Here is a 17,998-nt window from a genome sequence, read left to right as displayed (position 1 = left end):
CGCCGAATAGTCAAGGAACGTCGCCCCGCCCGTCTCGGCCAGAACCTTCGTGATCGCAGCCGTCAGCGTCGTCTTGCCGTGGTCGACGTGACCGATCGTCCCGATGTTGCAGTGCGGCTTCGTCCGCTCAAACTTCGCCTTACCCATCTTTCCGTCTCCTTGACCGCGCGTCGTGCGCGCTTTTCGTCTCGTCTTCGCTCCGGCCCGGCTCCGGCCGCCTCCGCTTGAGGCGAAGACCGGCGGACCTCAACTCAATCAGGCGAACTTCGCCTTCACCTCGTCGGCCACCGCCTGCGGCACCGGCTCGTAGTGATCGAACTGCATCGTGTACTGGGCCCGACCCTGGCTGAGCGAGCGCAGCGTGTTGATGTAGCCGAACATGTTCGCCAGCGGCACTGTCGCGTTGACGACGCGGGCGATGCCGCGCTGATCCATCGAGGACACCTGGCCGCGGCGGCTGTTCAGATCGCCGATGATGTCGCCCATGTACTCTTCGGGCGTCACGACCTCGACCTTCATCATCGGCTCGAGCAGGCGCGGGGAGACCTTTTCCATCGCCTCGCGGAACGCCGCGCGGGACGCGATCTCGAACGCCATGACCGAGGAGTCGACGTCGTGGTAGGCGCCGTCCGTCAGCGTGACCTTGAAGTCGATCACCGGGAAGCCGGCGATCGGACCCGACTCCTTCGACTGCTCCAGGCCGCGCTGGACGCCGGGGATGTACTCCTTAGGCACCGAACCGCCGACGATCTTGCTCTCGAACTCGAAGCCTTCACCCGGCTCCCGCGGCTCGAAGTTGAGCACGATGCGCGCGAACTGGCCGGAGCCGCCGGTCTGCTTCTTGTGGGTGTAGTCGACCTGCGCGGCCTTGCCGAGGGTCTCGCGATAGGCGACCTGCGGCGCGCCGATGTTGGCGTCCACTTTGAACTCGCGCTTCATCCGGTCGACGATGATGTCGAGGTGAAGCTCGCCCATGCCGGAGATGATGGTCTGGCCGCTCTCCTCGTCGGTCTTCACGCGGAAGGACGGATCCTCCTGCGCCAGACGCTGAAGCGCGTTCGACATCTTCTCCTGGTCGGACTTGGTCTTCGGCTCGACCGCGATCTCGATGACCGGATCCGGGAACTCCATGCGCTCCAGCACGATCGGCTTGGCCGGGTCGCAGAGCGTGTCGCCCGTGGTCGTGTTCTTGAGCCCCGCGATGGCGACGATGTCGCCGGCCATGGCTTCCTTGATGTCCTCGCGGTGGTTGGCGTGCATCAGCAGCATGCGCCCCACGCGCTCCTTATCGCCCTTCACCGAGTTGAGCGTGTAGGAGCCCGCCTGCACCGTCCCGGAATAGATTCGGCAGAAGGTCAGAGAGCCGACGAACGGATCCGACATCACCTTAAAGGCCAGCGCCGAGAACGGCGCGTCGTCGTTTGTCTTCCGCTCCATCTTGGTCTCGGGATCGTCGACGGCCGTGCCCTGCACGTTGTCGACGTCGACGGGCGAGGGAAGATAGTCCACGACCGCGTCGAGCAACGGCTGAACGCCCTTATTCTTGAAGGCGGTGCCGTTGAGGACGGGCACGAAGGCGCCGCCGATGGTGCCCTTGCGGATGCAGCGCTTCAGCGCCTCCTCGTCGGGCTCGTTGCCTTCGAGATAGGCCTCCATCAACTCGTCGTCCTGCTCGACGGCGAGCTCGACCAGCTTCTCGCGGTACTCGTTCGCCTTGTCCTGCAGCTCGGCCGGGATGTCGACATACTCGAACGCCGCGCCCAGATCCTCGCCCTTCCAGACGATGTGCTTCATCTTGATCAGGTCGATGACGCCGTCATACTCGGCCTCGGCGCCGACCGGCAGATTCAGGACCAGAGGGGTCGCGCCCAGACGGTCGACGATCATGTCGACGCAGCGATAGAAGTCCGCGCCCATGCGGTCCATCTTGTTGACGAAACACATCCGCGGCACGCCGTACTTGTCGGCCTGACGCCAGACGGTCTCGGACTGCGGCTCGACGCCGGCGACGGAGTCGAACACGGCGACGGCGCCGTCGAGGACGCGCAGGCTGCGCTCGACCTCGATCGTGAAGTCCACGTGCCCCGGGGTGTCGATGATGTTGACGCGATGGTCGCGCCAGAAAGCGGTCGTCGCGGCCGACGTGATCGTGATGCCGCGCTCCTGCTCCTGCTCCATCCAGTCCATGGTGGCCGCGCCGTCATGAACCTCGCCGATCTTATGGGACCGGCCGGTGTAATAGAGAATGCGCTCGGTCGTCGTCGTCTTACCGGCGTCGATGTGGGCCATGATGCCGATATTGCGGTAACGCTCGATCGGGGTCTGCCGGGGCATAACGTCAGCTCCTTACCAGCGGTAATGCGAGAAGGCGCGGTTGGCTTCGGCCATCTTGTGCGTGTCCTCACGCTTCTTGATGGCGGCGCCGCGGTTGTTCGCGGCGTCCATGAGCTCACCCGACAGCCGGTCGACCATCGTGTTCTCGGAACGCTTCCGCGACATGTCGATCAGCCAGCGGAAGGCGAGCGCCTGGGCGCGCACCGGACGCACCTCCACGGGCACCTGGTAGGTGGCGCCGCCGACGCGCCGCGAGCGCACCTCAAGATGCGGCCGGACGTTCTCCAGCGCCTCGTGGAAGGTGCGCAGCGGATCCTGCGCGCCGCGCGACTTCATCTTCTCCAGCGCGCCGTAGACGATCGACTCGGCGGTCGACTTCTTGCCGTCCTGCATCACCGAGTTGATGAACTTCGACAGCACCACGTCGCCAAATACGGCGTCGGGCAGAATTTCGCGCTTTTCAGCTTTATGGCGTCGAGACATGCCTGTCGTCCCCTTACTTCGGCCGCTTGGCGCCGTATTTCGACCGGCGCTGGCGACGATCCTTGACGCCCTGGGCGTCCAGCGTGCCGCGGATGGTGTGGTAGCGAACGCCCGGCAGATCCTTCACGCGACCGCCGCGGATCAGGACGACCGAGTGCTCCTGCAGGTTATGGCCGACGCCCGGAATGTAGCTCGACACCTCGAAGCCGTTCGTCAGCCGCACGCGGGCGACCTTACGAAGGGCCGAGTTCGGCTTCTTCGGCGTCGTGGTGTAGACGCGGGTGCAAACCCCGCGCTTCTGCGGGCAAGCCTCGAGCGCCGGCACTTTCTTGGCCTTGCGCTTATCTTTCCGCGGCTTGCGGATCAGCTGGTTAATCGTCGGCATCTCGATTCCCGTCGCCTTGTTTCCAACCGTCGGCCTTGCAACCAGCGGCCCGGCCCCTTCGGCCGCGCCGGCGGATCGCCGCCGCCCATTCCCGGACGTCCCCGTCCGGAATGCGAAAGCAACCGCGCGACCGAGCGGCCCGCCCGACTTGTTTGTCGGCTGGCCCCGCTCTCGCGTGCGCACGGTTGACCTGAAAGACCGCAAAACCAATCGGCCGGGGCTCGCGCCCCAGCAAGCGGCCTGTCGTCCCGTCTCAATATCGCAAGGCCGTCTCCGGCCCCGTCACCTGATACCCGGGGTCTCCGTCTAGGCTCTTTCCGCTTCCGGACGGGCTACCGACGGGCCGGCGATCCGCAGGACGCGGTATCGTCGTCGCCATCGGGGTCCTGTCGAAGCGCCCGGGCGAACCCGGGTTGGGCCTACGGCCAGCCCCCTCTCAAGGCGCGCGGATACTATGCAGAGGCCTCTGGCCCGTCAAGGCCGGATATGCGGATTTTCGCCTGTTTTCAAAAGGGTTGATTGCGTCAATTTAGCGCCGGCTAGGCGCAATAAAATTTCGCCCTTGGTCGTAAAAATATGGTGAAGTCACGGATATGCGCTCTCCGCCCGCGGCGCGAGGCGGAAGACGGCGCTCACGGCGAGGGGAGAGGACGGATGATCAAAGGGCGTCGCACCGGTTGGATCGCGGCCTTCCTGGGGCTTTGCTGCCTGGTCGGCGGCTTGGGGGGCGCGCCGCCGAGCGCCGCCGCTCAGGGGCCGGTGCGAATCGCGGTCCTGGTTCCCGAAGGGCCCGGGGATCCATTTTGGGCGCGGACCCTGGACTTTATGAACGCCGCCGCCGCCGACCTGGGCGTCGCGTTGGAGCAGCATTTCGCCGACGGCGACCGGGAGGCGATGCGCGCCCTCGCCGAACGCATCCTCACTCGGGAGACCCCGCCGGACTATCTGGTCTTTCCCGCCTCCGAGCGGGTCGGACCCTACGTTCTGGACGTCGCCGAACGGCACGGGGTCTATGCGCTGTTGATCAACGCGGGCCTCTCGGACGACCAGCGCGACCTGACAGGCGGGCCGCGGGTCAACTACACGCGCTGGCTGGGCCAGATAACGCCGGACGATCTCTTGGGCGGCTATCTTCTGGGGCGGAACATGTTCCGGTACGCGCACGGCCGGGGGATCACCGCGCCCACCGGCAAGATTCAGTTGATCGGGCTGACCCACAGCGCGGCCGACGAAAGCGCGTTGGACAGAATCGCCGGGTTGGAGCTCTCGGCGGACGAGTTCTACCTGGCGGACATCGAGTATCTAGGCCTCGCGCATGGCAGCAAGGCGCGCGCCCAGCAGGTGATTCAGCGCGGCTATGAGAGCTATCCCGGCACGACCCTCTATTGGTCGACCGACGACATGCAGGCGCTGGGAATGATCGAGGCGCTCTCGACGCGAACCCGACGCGTCCCCGGGGTCGATGCGATCGTCGGCGGTTTCTACTGGAGCCCGTGGGCGCTGCAGGCCGTGCTCGACAATCAGATCGGCTTCCTCATGGGCGGGCACTTCATGATCGGCGGCGCGGCCGTGGTGATGCTCTACGACCACGCCAACGGCGTCGATTTCGCCCCGATCGGCAAGGAGCAGCGTTTCGGCTTCGGCATGCTGCACGCCGGCAACATCAAGCAAGTCGCCCCGCTCGTCTGGCGACGCGACTGGTCGTGGGTCGATTTCCGCAGCTTCAGCCGCGCGCTCAACCCCGAGCGCGGCGACTACGCCTTCTCCGCCAGCGGGTTCCTGCAGGCGCGCAAGAAGTAAAGCGCGGGCGACGCGGCGAAAACAAAAACCCCCGGCGCTCTCGCGAGCGCCGGGGGCTGATGTCGGCCGGAAAGCCGCTCGGCCTTATTCGGCCGCGTCGGAGGCCTCGTCGCCGCCGCCGGTCTCGTCCGCGCCGGCCGCCGCGGCCGCCTGGTCGCGTTCGGCCTGCAGGCGGTCCTGCTCGGCCTGACGTTCGGCCTGGATCTCCTTGTCGCGGCTTTGCGCCTCGAGACGCAGCCGCTTCATCACAGAGCCCGTGCCCGCCGGGATCAGACGCCCGACGATCACGTTTTCCTTCAGGCCCTCCAGCGTGTCCTCCTTGCCGTTGACGGCGGCTTCGGTCAGCACGCGGGTGGTCTCCTGGAAGGAGGCCGCGGAGATGAAGGAGTTCGTCTGCAGGCTCGCTTTAGTGATGCCCTGCAGGACCGGCTTGAAGGTCACGGCGCGCTTGTTCTCGGCCGCCAGCTTGTCATTCATCTGCTCGACCTCCTCGCGGTCCAGCTGATCGGCGGCCATGAGGTAGCTGTCGCCGGCGTCGACGACCTCGACCTTCTGCAGCATCTGGCGGACGATCACCTCGATGTGCTTGTCGTTGATCTTCACGCCCTGCAGCCGATAGACGTCCTGGATCTCCTTCACCAGATAATCGGCCAGCGCCTCGACGCCCATGACCTCCAGGATGTCGTGCGGCACCGGGTTGCCGTCCATCAGCATCTCACCCTTCTGGATGAAATCGCCTTCCTGAACGGTGATGTGCTTGCCCTTCGGCACCATGAACTCGGACGGCTCGCGGTCCTCCTCGGCGGGACGGATGACGATCCGGCGCTTGGTCTTGTAGTCCTTGCCGAACTCGATGTAGCCGTCCTGGTCGGCGATGACCGAATAGTCCTTCGGCTTGCGCGCCTCGAAGAGCTCCGCCACACGAGGCAGACCGCCCGTGATGTCGCGGGTCTTCGAGCTCTCCCGCGGGATGCGGGCGAGCACGTCGCCGGCCTTGACCTCCTGGCCGTTGGAGACGGACAGGATCGCGTCCACCGACATGAAGTAACGCGCCTCCATGCCGTTCGGCAGGCTGACGACCTCGCCGTCCTTGTCGCGCAGCGTGATGCGGGGGCGCAGGTCAGACCCGCGCGCCTGCTGCTTCCAGTCGATCACCACCTTGCTGGCGATGCCGGTCGCCTCGTCCACCACGTCGCGGACGGAGACGCCCTCGACCAGGTCGACATAATGGGCGACGCCCTCCTTCTCGGTCAGGATCGGTACGGTGTAGGGGTCCCACTCGGCCAGGGTCTGGCCTTTCACGACCTCCTCCGCGTCGTCGACGCGAAGCCGCGCCCCGTACGGCACGCGGTGCTTGGCGCGCTCGCGGCCCTGCTCGTCCTTCAGGACGACCTCGCAGTTACGGCCCATGACGACCAGCCGGCCTTCGGAATCCTTCACCACGTTCTTGTTGTTGAGCGTGGCCTTGCCGTCGATCGAGCTTTCGATCGAGTTCTGCTCGGCGCCGCGCTGCGCCGCGCCGCCGATGTGGAAGGTCCGCATCGTAAGCTGGGTGCCCGGCTCGCCGATCGACTGGGCGGCGATGACGCCGACCGCTTCGCCGATATTGACCTTGGTCCCGCGGGCGAGGTCGCGGCCGTAGCAGGCGCCGCACACGCCGCCCTTCGACTCGCAGGTCAGCACCGAGCGGATGCGCACCGCGTCGATGCCGGCGGTCTCGATCGCGTCGGCCAGGGCCTCGTCGATGATGACGCCCGCCTTCACGATCAACTCGCCCGACAGCGGGTCCATCACGTCCTCGGCCGCGCAGCGGCCCAGCACGCGCTCCGCCAGTCCCTCGATCAGGTCGCCGCCCTCGACGACGGCCCGGATCGTCAGGCCCTCCTTGGTGCCGCAATCCTCCTCGATGATGATCGCGTCCTGCGCGACGTCGACGAGACGGCGGGTCAGATAGCCTGAGTTGGCGGTCTTGAGCGCCGTGTCGGCCAAGCCCTTACGCGCGCCGTGGGTGGAGTTGAAGTACTCCAGAACGGTCAGGCCTTCCTTGAAGTTCGAGATGATCGGCGTCTCGATGATCTCGCCCGACGGCTTGGCCATCAGACCGCGCATGCCGGCCAGCTGTTTGATCTGGGCGGCGGAGCCGCGGGCGCCGGAATGCGCCATCATATAGACCGAGTTCAGGCCGTCTTTGCCGCCGCCCTGCATGATCTTCATCATCTCGTCAGCGACCTTGTCCGTGGTGTTGGACCACAGATCGACGACCTTGTTGTACTTCTCGAGCTGGGTGATCAGGCCGTCGAGATACTGCTGCTCGTACTCCTTGACCTGCTCCTGCGCCTCGTCGATCAGCTTCTGCTTGGTCTCAGGCACCAGCAGGTCGTCCTTGCCGAACGAGATGCCCGAGCGGCAGGCCCAGCCGAAGCCGAGATTCATCAGCTGATCGCAGAAGATCACCGTCTCCTTCTGCCCGCAGTGGCGGTAGACGATGTCGATGAGGTTGGTCACCTCCTTCTTCGTCAGCACCTTATTGATCAGGCTGAACGGCACGTTCGGATGCTTCGGAAGGATGTTCGCGAGCATCATGCGGCCCGGCGTCGTGATGACGCGCTGCTCGAGCTTCTCGCCGTCGGCGTCGACCGTCTCGAAGATCGTCTTGATGCGGGTCTGCAGGGTGATCGCGCCCTCGGCCATCGCATGCTCGATCTCGGCCATCGAGGCGTAGAGCGGCACGCGATGCGCCGCCGCTTTGCCGTCCGTGACCATCTTGAAGGCCTTCTTGGGGTCGGCCTCCTCGATGACCTTGGTGCGATCGTCGGCTTCCGTCAGGATCACGTCATGCCGCTCGACGCCCGCCGCCAGCGCCTCGGCGCTGTCGACATAGGCGGTCGGCCCGACAGCGTCCGCGCGCTCGTAGGTGATGTAGTAGAGGCCGAGAATGATGTCCTGCGAGGGCACGATGATCGGCTTCCCGTTCGCGGGCGAGAGGATGTTGTTGGTCGACATCATCAGCACGCGGGCTTCCAGCTGCGCCTCAAGCGACAGCGGCACGTGAACCGCCATCTGGTCGCCGTCGAAGTCGGCGTTGAAGGCGGCGCAGACCAGCGGGTGCAGCTGAATGGCCTTCCCCTCGATCAGCTTGGGCTCGAAGGCCTGAATGCCGAGACGGTGCAGCGTCGGCGCGCGGTTCAGCAGCACCGGATGCTCGCGGATCACCTCTTCCAGGATGTCCCAGACCTCGGGACGCTCCTTCTCGACCATGCGCTTGGCCGCCTTGATGGTGGAGGCGAGGCCGTAGAGCTCGAGCTTCGAGTAGATGAAGGGCTTGAACAGCTCGAGCGCCATCTTCTTGGGCAGGCCGCACTGATGCAGCTTCAACTCCGGCCCGACCACGATGACCGAGCGGCCGGAATAGTCGACGCGCTTGCCCAGCAGGTTCTGGCGGAAGCGGCCCTGCTTGCCCTTCAGCATGTCGGACAGCGACTTCAGCGGGCGCTTGTTGGCGCCCGTGATGACGCGGCCGCGGCGGCCGTTGTCGAACAGCGCGTCGACCGATTCCTGCAGCATGCGCTTCTCGTTGCGCACGATGATGTCGGGCGCGCGCAGCTCAATCAGCCGGCGCAGGCGGTTGTTCCGGTTGATCACCCGGCGATAGAGATCGTTCAGGTCCGAGGTGGCGAACCGACCCCCGTCGAGCGGAACCAGCGGGCGCAGCTCCGGCGGGATGACGGGCACGACGTCCAGGATCATCCACTCCGGCCGCGCGCCGGAATCCTTGAAGCCGTCGAGGAGCTTCAGGCGCTTCACCAGCTTCTTGCGCTTGGCCTCGGAGCCGGTCTCGCGCAGCTCCTCGCGGCAGGTCTCGATCGCCTCGTCGATGTCGATCTGGGAGAGCAGCGACTTCAGCGCCTCGGCGCCGATCATCGCGGTGAAGTTCTCCTCGCCGTACTCGTCCTGCGCGTCGAGATACTCGTCTTCGGAGAGAAGCTGCAACGGCTTCAGCGGCGTCAGGCCCGGCTCGGTCACGACGTAGTTCTCGAAATAGAGGACGCGCTCAAGATCCTTGAGCGTCATGTCCATCAGCAGGCCGATGCGGCTCGGCAGCGACTTCAGGAACCAGATGTGGGCGACGGGGCTCGCCAGCTCGATATGGCCCATGCGCTCGCGGCGGACCTTGGAAAGGGTGACCTCCACGCCGCACTTCTCGCACACGATGCCCTTGTACTTCATGCGCTTGTACTTGCCGCACAGGCACTCGTAATCCTTGATCGGCCCGAAAATGCGCGCGCAGAAAAGACCGTCCCGCTCCGGCTTGAAGGTGCGGTAGTTGATCGTCTCCGGCTTCTTGATCTCGCCGTAGGACCAGGAGCGGATGCGCTCGGGCGAGGCCAGCGAGATTCGAATCTGGTCGAAGCTCTGGGGGCCCTGAGGCTGGCCGAAAATCTGCATCAAATCGTTCATCGGGCTCTCCTTTGCGCCGCTCAAGCCGGGGATCCGCCGGCGGGCGCGTAAAAGCGCATAATCTGCACGAGGGGCCGCCGCCGGCCGCCGTCAAGGGCGGCCCGCGGCGAACCGGCCTCAGTATTCGCCCTGCTGCAACTCGACGTTCAGGCCGAGCGAGCGGAGCTCCTTCACCAGCACGTTGAAGGATTCGGGGATGCCGGCTTCGAAGTTGTCGTCCCCGCGCACGATGGCCTCGTAGACCTTCGTGCGGCCGGAGACGTCGTCCGACTTCACCGTGAGCATCTCCTGCAGCGTGTAGGCCGCGCCGTAGGCCTCCAACGCCCAAACCTCCATCTCGCCGAAGCGCTGGCCGCCGAACTGCGCCTTGCCGCCCAGCGGCTGCTGGGTGACCAGGCTGTAGGGGCCGATGGCGCGGGCGTGGATCTTGTCGTCCACCAGATGATGGAGCTTCAGCATGTAGATGTAGCCCACCGTGACCTTACGGTCGAAATACTCGCCCGTCCGGCCGTCGATCAGCGGCTGCTGGCCCGAACTGTCGAGACCCGCGCGGGTGAGCATCGCGTTGATGTCCTCCTCGCGCGCGCCGTCGAAGACCGGGGTCGCGATCGGCAGTCCGCCGCGCAGATTGCCGGCGAGTTCGACCACCTGATCGTCGTCCATCTCCTTGACCGATTTGCCGATCTCGGCGTCGTCATAGACCTCGGTCACCGTCTTGCGCAGATCGGCGAGCTTCCCGCTGTGGCGATAGGCCTCCAGCGCGTCGTTCACCTGCCGGCCGAGATTGGCGCAGGCCCAGCCCAGGTGGGTCTCAAGGATCTGCCCCACATTCATGCGGCTGGGCACGCCGAGCGGGTTGAGGACGATGTCGACGTGCGTCCCCTCCTCGGTGTAGGGCATGTCCTCGATCGGCACGATCCGGCTGATCACGCCCTTGTTGCCGTGACGGCCGGCCATCTTGTCGCCCGGCTGCAGCTTGCGCTTCACGGCCACGAAGACCTTGATCATCTTCATGACGCCCGGGGGCAGCTCATCGCCGGCCTGGACCTTCTCGACCTTGTCGTCGAAGCGGGCGTTCACCTTGGCGATCGCCTGATCAAACTGCTTGCGCAGCGCCTCCATCTCGTCGTTGACCTTGGCGACGTCCACGACGATCTGGCGCAGCTGCGCGGTGGTCAGCTCCTCCAGATCCTCAAGCTTCGCCTTGGCCCCGGTCTTGAAGCCCTTGGGTCCGGTCTCGACCTTGCGGCCTTCGACCAGTTCCAGGAAGCGATTGCGGAAGCTGCGCTCCAGGATCGTCTTCTCGTCGTCGCGATCCTTGGCCAGCTTCTCGATCTCCGCCCGCTCGATCGCCAGGGCGCGCTCGTCCTTGTCGATGCCGCGGCGCGAGAAGACGCGAACCTCCACGATCGTGCCGGTCGCGCCCGGAGGCATGCGAAGCGACGTGTCGCGGACGTCGGAGGCCTTCTCGCCGAAGATCGCCCGCAGGAGTTTCTCCTCCGGCGTCATCGGGCTCTCGCCCTTCGGCGTCACCTTGCCGACCAGGATGTCGCCCGCCTCGACCTCAGCGCCGATATAGACGATGCCCGCCTCGTCGAGGTTCTTGAGCGCCTCCTCGCCGACGTTCGGGATGTCCCGGGTGATCTCCTCCTGACCCAGCTTGGTGTCGCGGGCCATGACCTCGAACTCCTCGATGTGGATCGAGGTGAAGACGTCGTCGCGCACGATGCGCTCGGAGATGAGGATCGAATCCTCGAAGTTGTAGCCGTTCCAGGGCATGAAGGCGACGAGCACGTTGCGGCCCAGCGCCAGCTCGCCCAGCTGGGTCGACGGGCCGTCGGCGATGATGTCGCCGCGTTCGACCACGTCGCCGACCTTCACCAGGGGACGCTGCGTGATGCAGGTGTTCTGGTTGGAGCGTTGGAACTTCAAGAGATTGTAGATGTCGACGCCGCTCTCGCGGGCCTCCTCCGGATCCGTCATGCGGATCACGACGCGGGTCGCGTCCACCTGGTCGACCACGCCGGCGCGCTTGGCGGTGAGCGCGACGCCGGAGTCGACGGCCACGCGCTCTTCCATGCCGGTGCCGACCAGCGGGCTCTCCGCCTGCAGCAGCGGAACGGCCTGACGCTGCATGTTGGAGCCCATCAGCGCGCGGTTCGCATCGTCATTCTCGAGGAACGGGATGAGCGCGGCCGCCACCGAGACCAGCTGCTTCGGCGAGACGTCGATCAGATCGATGTCGCCGGGCATGGCGACCAGATAGTCGCCGCCGCGTCGGCACTGCACCAGATCCTCGACCAGCTTGCCCTTCGCGTCCGTGGGCGCGTTCGCCTGCGCGATGGTGTAGCGGCCCTCCTCCATGGCGGACAGATAGACGACCTCGTCGGTCACCTTGCCGTCCTTCACCTTGCGGTAGGGGCTTTCGATGAAGCCGTACTTGTTGACCCGCGCGTAGGTGGCCAGGCTGTTGATCAGGCCGATGTTCGGGCCTTCCGGCGTCTCGATCGGGCAGATCCGGCCGTAATGGGTCGGGTGCACGTCGCGCACCTCGAAGCCGGCGCGCTCGCGCGTCAGGCCGCCCGGGCCGAGCGCCGAGAGGCGGCGCTTGTGGGTGATCTCGCTGAGCGGGTTGGTCTGATCCATGAACTGCGAGAGCTGCGACGAGCCGAAGAACTCCCGCACCGCGGCCGCCGCCGGCTTGGCGTTGATCAGATCGTGCGGCATCACCGTGTCGATGTCGACCGAACTCATGCGCTCGCGGATCGCGCGCTCCATGCGCAAGAGACCGACGCGGTACTGGTTCTCCATCAGCTCGCCGACCGAGCGCACCCGCCGGTTGCCCAGATGGTCGATGTCGTCGATCTCGCCCTTGCCGTCCTTCAGCTGCAGCAGCACGTCGAGGATCGAAAGCATGTCCTCCTTGCGCAGCGTGCGCTGCGTGTCGGGCACTTGGCTCTGGTCGAACTCGAGGCGCGAGTTCATCTTCACCCGCCCGACGGCCGAGAGGTCGTAGCGCTCGCTGTCGAAGAAGAGGCTCTGGAACAGCTGTTCGGCCGTCTCCAGCGTCGGCGGTTCGCCAGGGCGCATGACCCGGTAGATGTCGATCAGCGCGTCTTCGCGGGACTGGTTCTTGTCGGCGGCCAGCGTGTTGCGCATGTAGGCGCCGACGTTGATCTGGTCGATGTGCAGGGTCGGCAGGTCCTTGACGCCCGCCTCCGCCAACTCCTTCAGAACCTCTTCGGTGATCTCGTCGCCGGCCTCGGCCAGCACCAGGCCGGTGTTGTCGTCGATCAGATCGGCGGCGGCGAAACGACCCGTCAGCTCCTCATCGGTGACGACCACCTCCTTGACGCCGGCGTCGACCAGCTTGCGCAGGCTGCGCGGGGTCAATTTGGCGCCGGCCTCGGCGACCACTTCGCCCGACTTGGCGTCGACCAGATCGTGGGTCAGCTTGACGCCCTTCAGGCGCTCGGCGTCGAACGGCGTTTTCCAGCCCTTCTTGCTGTGGGCGTAGGTGACGGTCTCGTAGAACGCGCCGAGGATCTCCTCCTTCGACATGCCCTGCGCTTCGGCCGGGTCGAGGGTCTTGCCCTCCTTCGCCAGCTCGGCGCGCTTGGCGGCCGTCTCGGCGCTGTCCAGCGCCATCAAGAGCGTCGTCGCCGGCAGCTTGCGCCGCCGGTCGATGCGCACATAGACGAGATCCTTCGCGTCGAATTCGAAATCGAGCCAGGAGCCGCGATACGGGATGATCCGCGCGGCGAAGAGATACTTGCCCGAACTGTGGGTCTTGCCCTTGTCGTGATCGAAGAAGACGCCCGGCGAGCGGTGCATCTGCGAGACGATCACGCGCTCGGTGCCGTTCACGATAAAGGTGCCGTGATCCGTCATGAGCGGCATGTCGCCCATGTAGACGTCCTGCTCCTTGATGTCGCGGATCGAACGGGAGCCGGTGTCCTCGTCGACGTCCCACACGACGAGGCGGAGGGTAACCTTGAGCGGCGCGGCGTAGGTCAGGCCGCGCTGCTGGCACTCCTCGACATCGTACTTCGGCGTCTCCAGCTCGTAGCGCACGAACTCGAGCTGGCTGCGGTCCGAGAAATCCTTGATCGGGAAAACGTTCGTGAAGACCTCCTGGAGGCCGACCACGCTGCGGTCCTTCGCGCCGACCCCGGTCTGCAGGAACGCGTCGTACGAGGTCTTCTGCACCTCGATCAAATTCGGCATCGACGCGACTTCCGGCAGGCGCCCGAAGCTCTTGCGAATTCTCTTCCGTGCGGTGAACGATTTCGCCATCGTATTCCTCGTCCCATTCCTTCTACGCCCCCGGCGGTGCGCCGGATGCGTGGGTCAACGCCCGCTCTTCCCGCAGCAGCGGCTGCGCGACGCGGGCTCGCGAAGCGCGGCGTCCCGCGTCTTCGCCGGCGGCGCCTCGAGACCGGCGGTTTTCCGCCCGATCCGGCCGTCATTTCGGCCGTCCGGCCGCCCCGCGTCGCGGGCGGCGCCTCTGAGGCGCGTCGAGGGGCGACGCCCTTAACGCTCGGGCGCGCCCCTCAAAACGCGAAACCCGCCCGTCGGCGGGGTCGGCATCGACCGGCCCCGCCGACGGACGAAAGCCGTCTTACTTCAGCTCGACGCTGGCGCCGGCCTCTTCGAGCTTCTTCTTCAGCTCTTCGGCCTCGGCCTTGTCGACGCCTTCCTTGACCGCCTTGGGCGCGCCCTCGACCAGGTCCTTGGCCTCCTTCAGACCGAGGCCGGTGATGGCGCGGACTTCCTTGATGACGTTGATCTTCTTGTCGCCCGCAGAGGCGAGGATCACGTCGAAGGAGTCCTGCTCCTCGGCCGGAGCGGCTTCGCCGCCGCCCGCCGGAGCCGCGCCCGCGACCGCGACCGGCGCCGCGGCGGACACGCCCCACTTCTCCTCAAGCATCTTGGCGAGCTCGGCCGCCTCGATGACGGTCAGGCTCGACAGCTCTTCGGCCAGTTTCTCCAGATCAGCCATTTCTCTTCACTCCGTAGTAGGCGTTGTCTCAAACGCAGCTTGTTTGGGTCCGAACCGCGACTTAGTCGGCGCTTCCGTAGGCGGCGAACACCCGGGCGAGCTTGCCCGCCGGGGCCTGAATCACACCCGCGACCTTGGTCGCCGGGGCTTGGAGCACGCCGATCAGCTTGCCGCGCAGCTCGTCCAGGGACGGCAGCTTGGCGAGATTGTCGACCTGCTCCTTCGTCAGGTTCTGTTCGTTCAGGCCGCCGGCCACGATCTCCAGCTTGTCGTTCTTCTTCCCGAACTCGGCGCACACCTTGGCGGCGGCGACCGCGTCCTCGGAGAAGGCGACAGCCGTCGGGCCGACGAACTGTTCCTCCAGATGCTCGAACTTCGTCCCCTTCAGCGCGATCTTCGCGAGCCGATTCTTGGTCACTTTGAACCCAGCGCCGGCGTCGCGCATCTGTTGCCGAAGGTCCGACACCTCCGCGACCGTGAGCCCCTTGTTGTGCGTGATGACAACGAGGCTCGACTTCTCGAAGGTCTCGTGCAGCTCGGCGACCAGGGCTTCCTTTTTCGATCGGTCCACTGATCGTCTCCGCTGTTTGACCGTCTCCCCGGCTCGCGCCGGATCGACGATCGGTTCCACGAACGGATCCGGTCTCCGGGGTCGCCCCCGTCGCGCCGGATCCAACCTTCCTGCCCGGGAGGATCGGTCCCCTAAGCCCGTTCGACCGCCGCTGTCGCGAGGCGAACGCCTACAGGAAAACTCCAATCCACCTATCTCCCGGCGGCCTCGGGGCCAGGCCCCTCATTTAAGCCCTCGGTCCGGTCTCCCGGCCCGACGGCGCCGCCGTTCTCGGACAGGCGCCGCACCGAAGTGCGGCCCCCCGCCGACCCGACCCGCTGTCGCGGACCCGATCGGCGGAAACTCTTGCTCGGCGCCTCGCCTTAGGCGGCGCCGGCCGACGCGGTCGCCGGGTCGATCTTCACGCCCGGTCCCATAGTCGACGACATCGAAACGCGCTTGATGTAAGTGCCCTTCGCGCCGGCCGGTCGGGCCGCGGCGATGGCCTGGACGAACGCGCGCACGTTCTCCTCGATCTGCGCTTCCGTGAAGCTCGCCTTGGCGATGCCGGCGTGCACGATGCCGGCCTTCTCGGCGCGGAACTGCACTTCGCCCGCCTTCGCCTTCTTCACCGCCTCGCCGACATTCGGCGTGACCGTGCCCAGCTTCGGGTTCGGCATCAGGTTGCGCGGACCCAGCACCTTACCCAGACGGCCGACGATGGCCATCATGTCCGGGGTGGCGATGCAGCGCTCGAACTCCAGGAACCCGCCCTGGATTTTCTCCATCAGGTCTTCGGCCCCGACGATGTCGGCGCCGGCGGCCTCGGCTTCCTCGGCCTTTTCGTTGCGCGCGAAGACCGCGACGCGGACCGACTTGCCGGTGCCGTGCGGCAGCGCGACGGCGCCGCGCACCTGCTGATCGGCGTGGCGCGGGTCGATGCCGAGGTTCATCGAGACCTCGATGGTTTCGTCGAACTTCGCGCTCGCGCGGGCTTTCACCGTCTTCACCGCTTCGCTCAGATCGAGCGCGGCGGTGCGGTCGATCGACTTGTAGACGTCCTGCAGACGCTTGCCGTACTTCGCCATGACCTTACTCCACCACCTCGATGCCCATGGAGCGGGCGGAGCCCTCGATGGACTTCATCGCCGCGTCCACATCGACGGCGTTCATGTCCTTCAGCTTCGCTTCCGCGATCTCGCGCACCTGCGCCTTGGTGACCGACCCGACGGTCTCCTTGTTCGGCGTGCCCGTGCCCTTCTTGACGCCTGCGGCCTTCTTCAGGAAGTAGGCCGCCGGCGGGGTCTTGGTCACGAAGGTGAAGGAGCGGTCCTCGTAGGCGGTGATGATCACCGGCGTCGGGGTGCCCGGCTCCGCGCCCTGCGTGGCGGCGTTGAACGCCTTGCAGAACTCCATGATGTTGATCCCGCGCTGACCCAGCGCAGGGCCGACCGGCGGCGAGGGGTTGGCCTGCCCCGCCGGAATTTCGAGCTTGATGTAGCCCGCAATCTTTTTCTTCGCCATAAACGCCTCTCTCTCATCAGAGTGGACGCCGCGGTCCGGAGAACGCTGGTCTTCGCGCTCGCCTCCCGCGGATTTCCAATGCGACCGCGACCGGAACGGACCCGCCGTCCCGACCTCGCTTACCGGCTCAAATCTTCTCCACCTGGGAGTATTCGAGCTCCACCGGCGTCGAGCGGCCGAAAATCGACACCGTGACCTTGAGCCGCGCCTTCTCCTCGTCGACCTCCTCGACCACGCCGTTGAACGACGTGAAGGGGCCGTCGGAGACGCGCACCTGCTCGCCCACCTCGAACACCACGGAAGGTTTCGGGCGGTCCACGCCCTCCTTCACCTGGTGCAAAATCTGTTGCGCCTCGCGATCGCTGATCGGCGAAGGGCGTTTGCCGGAGCCGAGAAAGCCCGTGACCTTCGGCGTGTCGGTGACGATGTGCCAACTCTCGTCCGTCAGCTCCATATGCGCCAGCACATAGCCGGGGAAGAACTTCCGCTCCGCGCTCACCTTTCGGCCGCGGCGCATCTCGACCACCTCTTCGGTGGGCACCAGCACCTCCTCGATCAGGTCGTCGAGACCGGCGGCGTGGGCGCGCTCCATCACGCTCTCCGCCACCTTCTTCTCGAACCCCGAGTAGACGTGCACTACGTACCAGCGCTTCGCCACGTCCTCTAACTCCAACCTTTTGGGCGCGCCGCCCGCCGAGAGGGCCCGGCCGCGCGCGCCGTCATGACGCTCTCTCAGGACCGACCGTCAGCCGAGTATGAGCTGGATGATCCACGCGATGATCTGATCGGCGATCAGAAAGAAGATCGCCATGATGAAGACCATGACGAACACCATCGCCGTCGCGACGCCGGTCTCCTTGCGGGTCGGCCAGGTGACCTTGCTGGCCTCCTGGCGAACCTCGCGCACGAATTTTGCGGGCGTCGTCTTCGCCATCGCCGCCTTCCGTCTCGCCTGTGCGGACCCTGTTCGTCGGGTCGCCGGGACTGTCCGCACCCGGTCCGCCGACTTGTTCGGGCCGGCTTGTACACCCGTTGGGCCGCAAAAAAAAGCACATAAAGAGGCTGACGGCTCCCCGACCTTGTCGGAGCCCGCCGGCCTCCCCGATCCGTCTATCGCGCCGCGCGCCGCCCGAAGCCTTTCGAGACTCAGCGCGGCGGCGGGCGGAAAACTGGCAGGGGCACTAGGATTCGAACCCAGGACCTACGGTTTTGGAGACCGTCGCTCTACCAACTGAGCTATACCCCTGCAATCCCGCCGCGCCGGACTATACTAGAGCGCGGCGGGATACCTCAACGTCTGAGACGCCGGCCTCGATCGGATCTTGCGACCTTACTTCGTGATCGAGGCGACGACGCCGGCGCCGACGGTGCGGCCGCCCTCGCGGATGGCGAAGCGCAGCCCCTCGTCCATGGCGATCGGCGCGATCAGCGTCACGTCCATCGTCACGTTGTCGCCCGGCAT

The 17,998-nt window shown here is 66.0% G+C and carries 14 protein-coding genes and 1 tRNA gene; 1 reads left to right on the top strand and 14 read right to left on the bottom strand.

The window, feature by feature from the left end:
* From RIB45_RS11490 to rpsL, 4 genes are all read right to left on the bottom strand, one after another.
* On the bottom strand, window positions 1-147 hold a 147-nt coding region (locus tag RIB45_RS11490; RefSeq protein WP_350050416.1), incomplete at its 3' end, for a GTP-binding protein.
* A 108-nt stretch (window positions 148-255) separates the two neighbouring features.
* On the bottom strand, window positions 256-2,334 hold the full coding sequence (fusA, locus tag RIB45_RS11485) for an elongation factor G (protein WP_350050415.1): 2,079 nt from the start codon (window positions 2,332-2,334) through the stop codon (window positions 256-258).
* 12 nt (window positions 2,335-2,346) lie between these two features.
* Window positions 2,347-2,817: a 30S ribosomal protein S7 gene (rpsG, locus tag RIB45_RS11480; RefSeq protein WP_350050414.1), complete on the bottom strand. Its 471-nt coding sequence runs from the start codon at window positions 2,815-2,817 to the stop codon at window positions 2,347-2,349.
* 13 nt (window positions 2,818-2,830) lie between these two features.
* Window positions 2,831-3,202, bottom strand: a complete 372-nt coding sequence (gene rpsL, locus RIB45_RS11475) for a 30S ribosomal protein S12 (protein WP_350050413.1) — start codon at window positions 3,200-3,202, stop codon at window positions 2,831-2,833.
* Window positions 3,203-3,856: 654 nt separating this feature from the next.
* Between rpsL and RIB45_RS11470 the strand changes: the two genes are divergently transcribed.
* Window positions 3,857-5,002, top strand: a complete 1,146-nt coding sequence (locus tag RIB45_RS11470) for an ABC transporter substrate-binding protein (RefSeq protein WP_350050412.1) — start codon at window positions 3,857-3,859, stop codon at window positions 5,000-5,002.
* 84 nt (window positions 5,003-5,086) lie between these two features.
* On the opposite strand, the gene rpoC is transcribed toward RIB45_RS11470, so the two are convergent.
* The 10 genes from rpoC to RIB45_RS11420 all read right to left on the bottom strand — a co-directional run.
* Complete coding sequence (gene rpoC / locus RIB45_RS11465) at window positions 5,087-9,460, bottom strand: DNA-directed RNA polymerase subunit beta' (RefSeq protein WP_350050411.1); 4,374 nt, start codon at window positions 9,458-9,460, stop codon at window positions 5,087-5,089.
* Window positions 9,461-9,577: 117 nt separating this feature from the next.
* Window positions 9,578-13,756, bottom strand: a complete 4,179-nt coding sequence (gene rpoB / locus RIB45_RS11460) for a DNA-directed RNA polymerase subunit beta (RefSeq protein WP_350050410.1) — start codon at window positions 13,754-13,756, stop codon at window positions 9,578-9,580.
* Window positions 13,757-14,081: 325 nt separating this feature from the next.
* Window positions 14,082-14,462, bottom strand: coding sequence for a 50S ribosomal protein L7/L12 (rplL, locus tag RIB45_RS11455; RefSeq protein WP_350050409.1), 381 nt, complete (start codon window positions 14,460-14,462; stop codon window positions 14,082-14,084).
* Window positions 14,463-14,523: 61 nt separating this feature from the next.
* On the bottom strand, window positions 14,524-15,033 hold the full coding sequence (rplJ, locus tag RIB45_RS11450; RefSeq protein WP_350050408.1) for a 50S ribosomal protein L10: 510 nt from the start codon (window positions 15,031-15,033) through the stop codon (window positions 14,524-14,526).
* A 362-nt stretch (window positions 15,034-15,395) separates the two neighbouring features.
* Complete coding sequence (gene rplA / locus RIB45_RS11445) at window positions 15,396-16,100, bottom strand: 50S ribosomal protein L1 (RefSeq protein ID WP_350050407.1); 705 nt, start codon at window positions 16,098-16,100, stop codon at window positions 15,396-15,398.
* Between the two features lie 4 nt (window positions 16,101-16,104).
* Window positions 16,105-16,536: a 50S ribosomal protein L11 gene (rplK, locus tag RIB45_RS11440; RefSeq protein WP_350050406.1), complete on the bottom strand. Its 432-nt coding sequence runs from the start codon at window positions 16,534-16,536 to the stop codon at window positions 16,105-16,107.
* A gap of 127 nt (window positions 16,537-16,663) precedes the next feature.
* On the bottom strand, window positions 16,664-17,194 hold the full coding sequence (gene nusG, locus RIB45_RS11435; RefSeq protein ID WP_350050405.1) for a transcription termination/antitermination protein NusG: 531 nt from the start codon (window positions 17,192-17,194) through the stop codon (window positions 16,664-16,666).
* Window positions 17,195-17,281: 87 nt separating this feature from the next.
* Window positions 17,282-17,470: a preprotein translocase subunit SecE gene (gene secE, locus RIB45_RS11430; RefSeq protein ID WP_350050404.1), complete on the bottom strand. Its 189-nt coding sequence runs from the start codon at window positions 17,468-17,470 to the stop codon at window positions 17,282-17,284.
* Between the two features lie 236 nt (window positions 17,471-17,706).
* Window positions 17,707-17,782: transfer RNA gene (locus RIB45_RS11425), tRNA-Trp, on the bottom strand.
* A gap of 84 nt (window positions 17,783-17,866) precedes the next feature.
* A partial coding sequence (locus tag RIB45_RS11420) for an EF-Tu C-terminal domain-related protein (RefSeq protein ID WP_502882552.1) occupies window positions 17,867-17,998 on the bottom strand: 132 nt, incomplete at its 5' end.

This window comes from Marivibrio sp. (assembly GCF_040218065.1).
Lineage (GTDB): Bacteria > Pseudomonadota > Alphaproteobacteria > UBA8366 > Aestuariispiraceae > Marivibrio.
The sequence above is the reverse complement of the archived record's forward strand: the minus strand, read 5'-3'. Positions and strand labels throughout refer to the sequence as shown.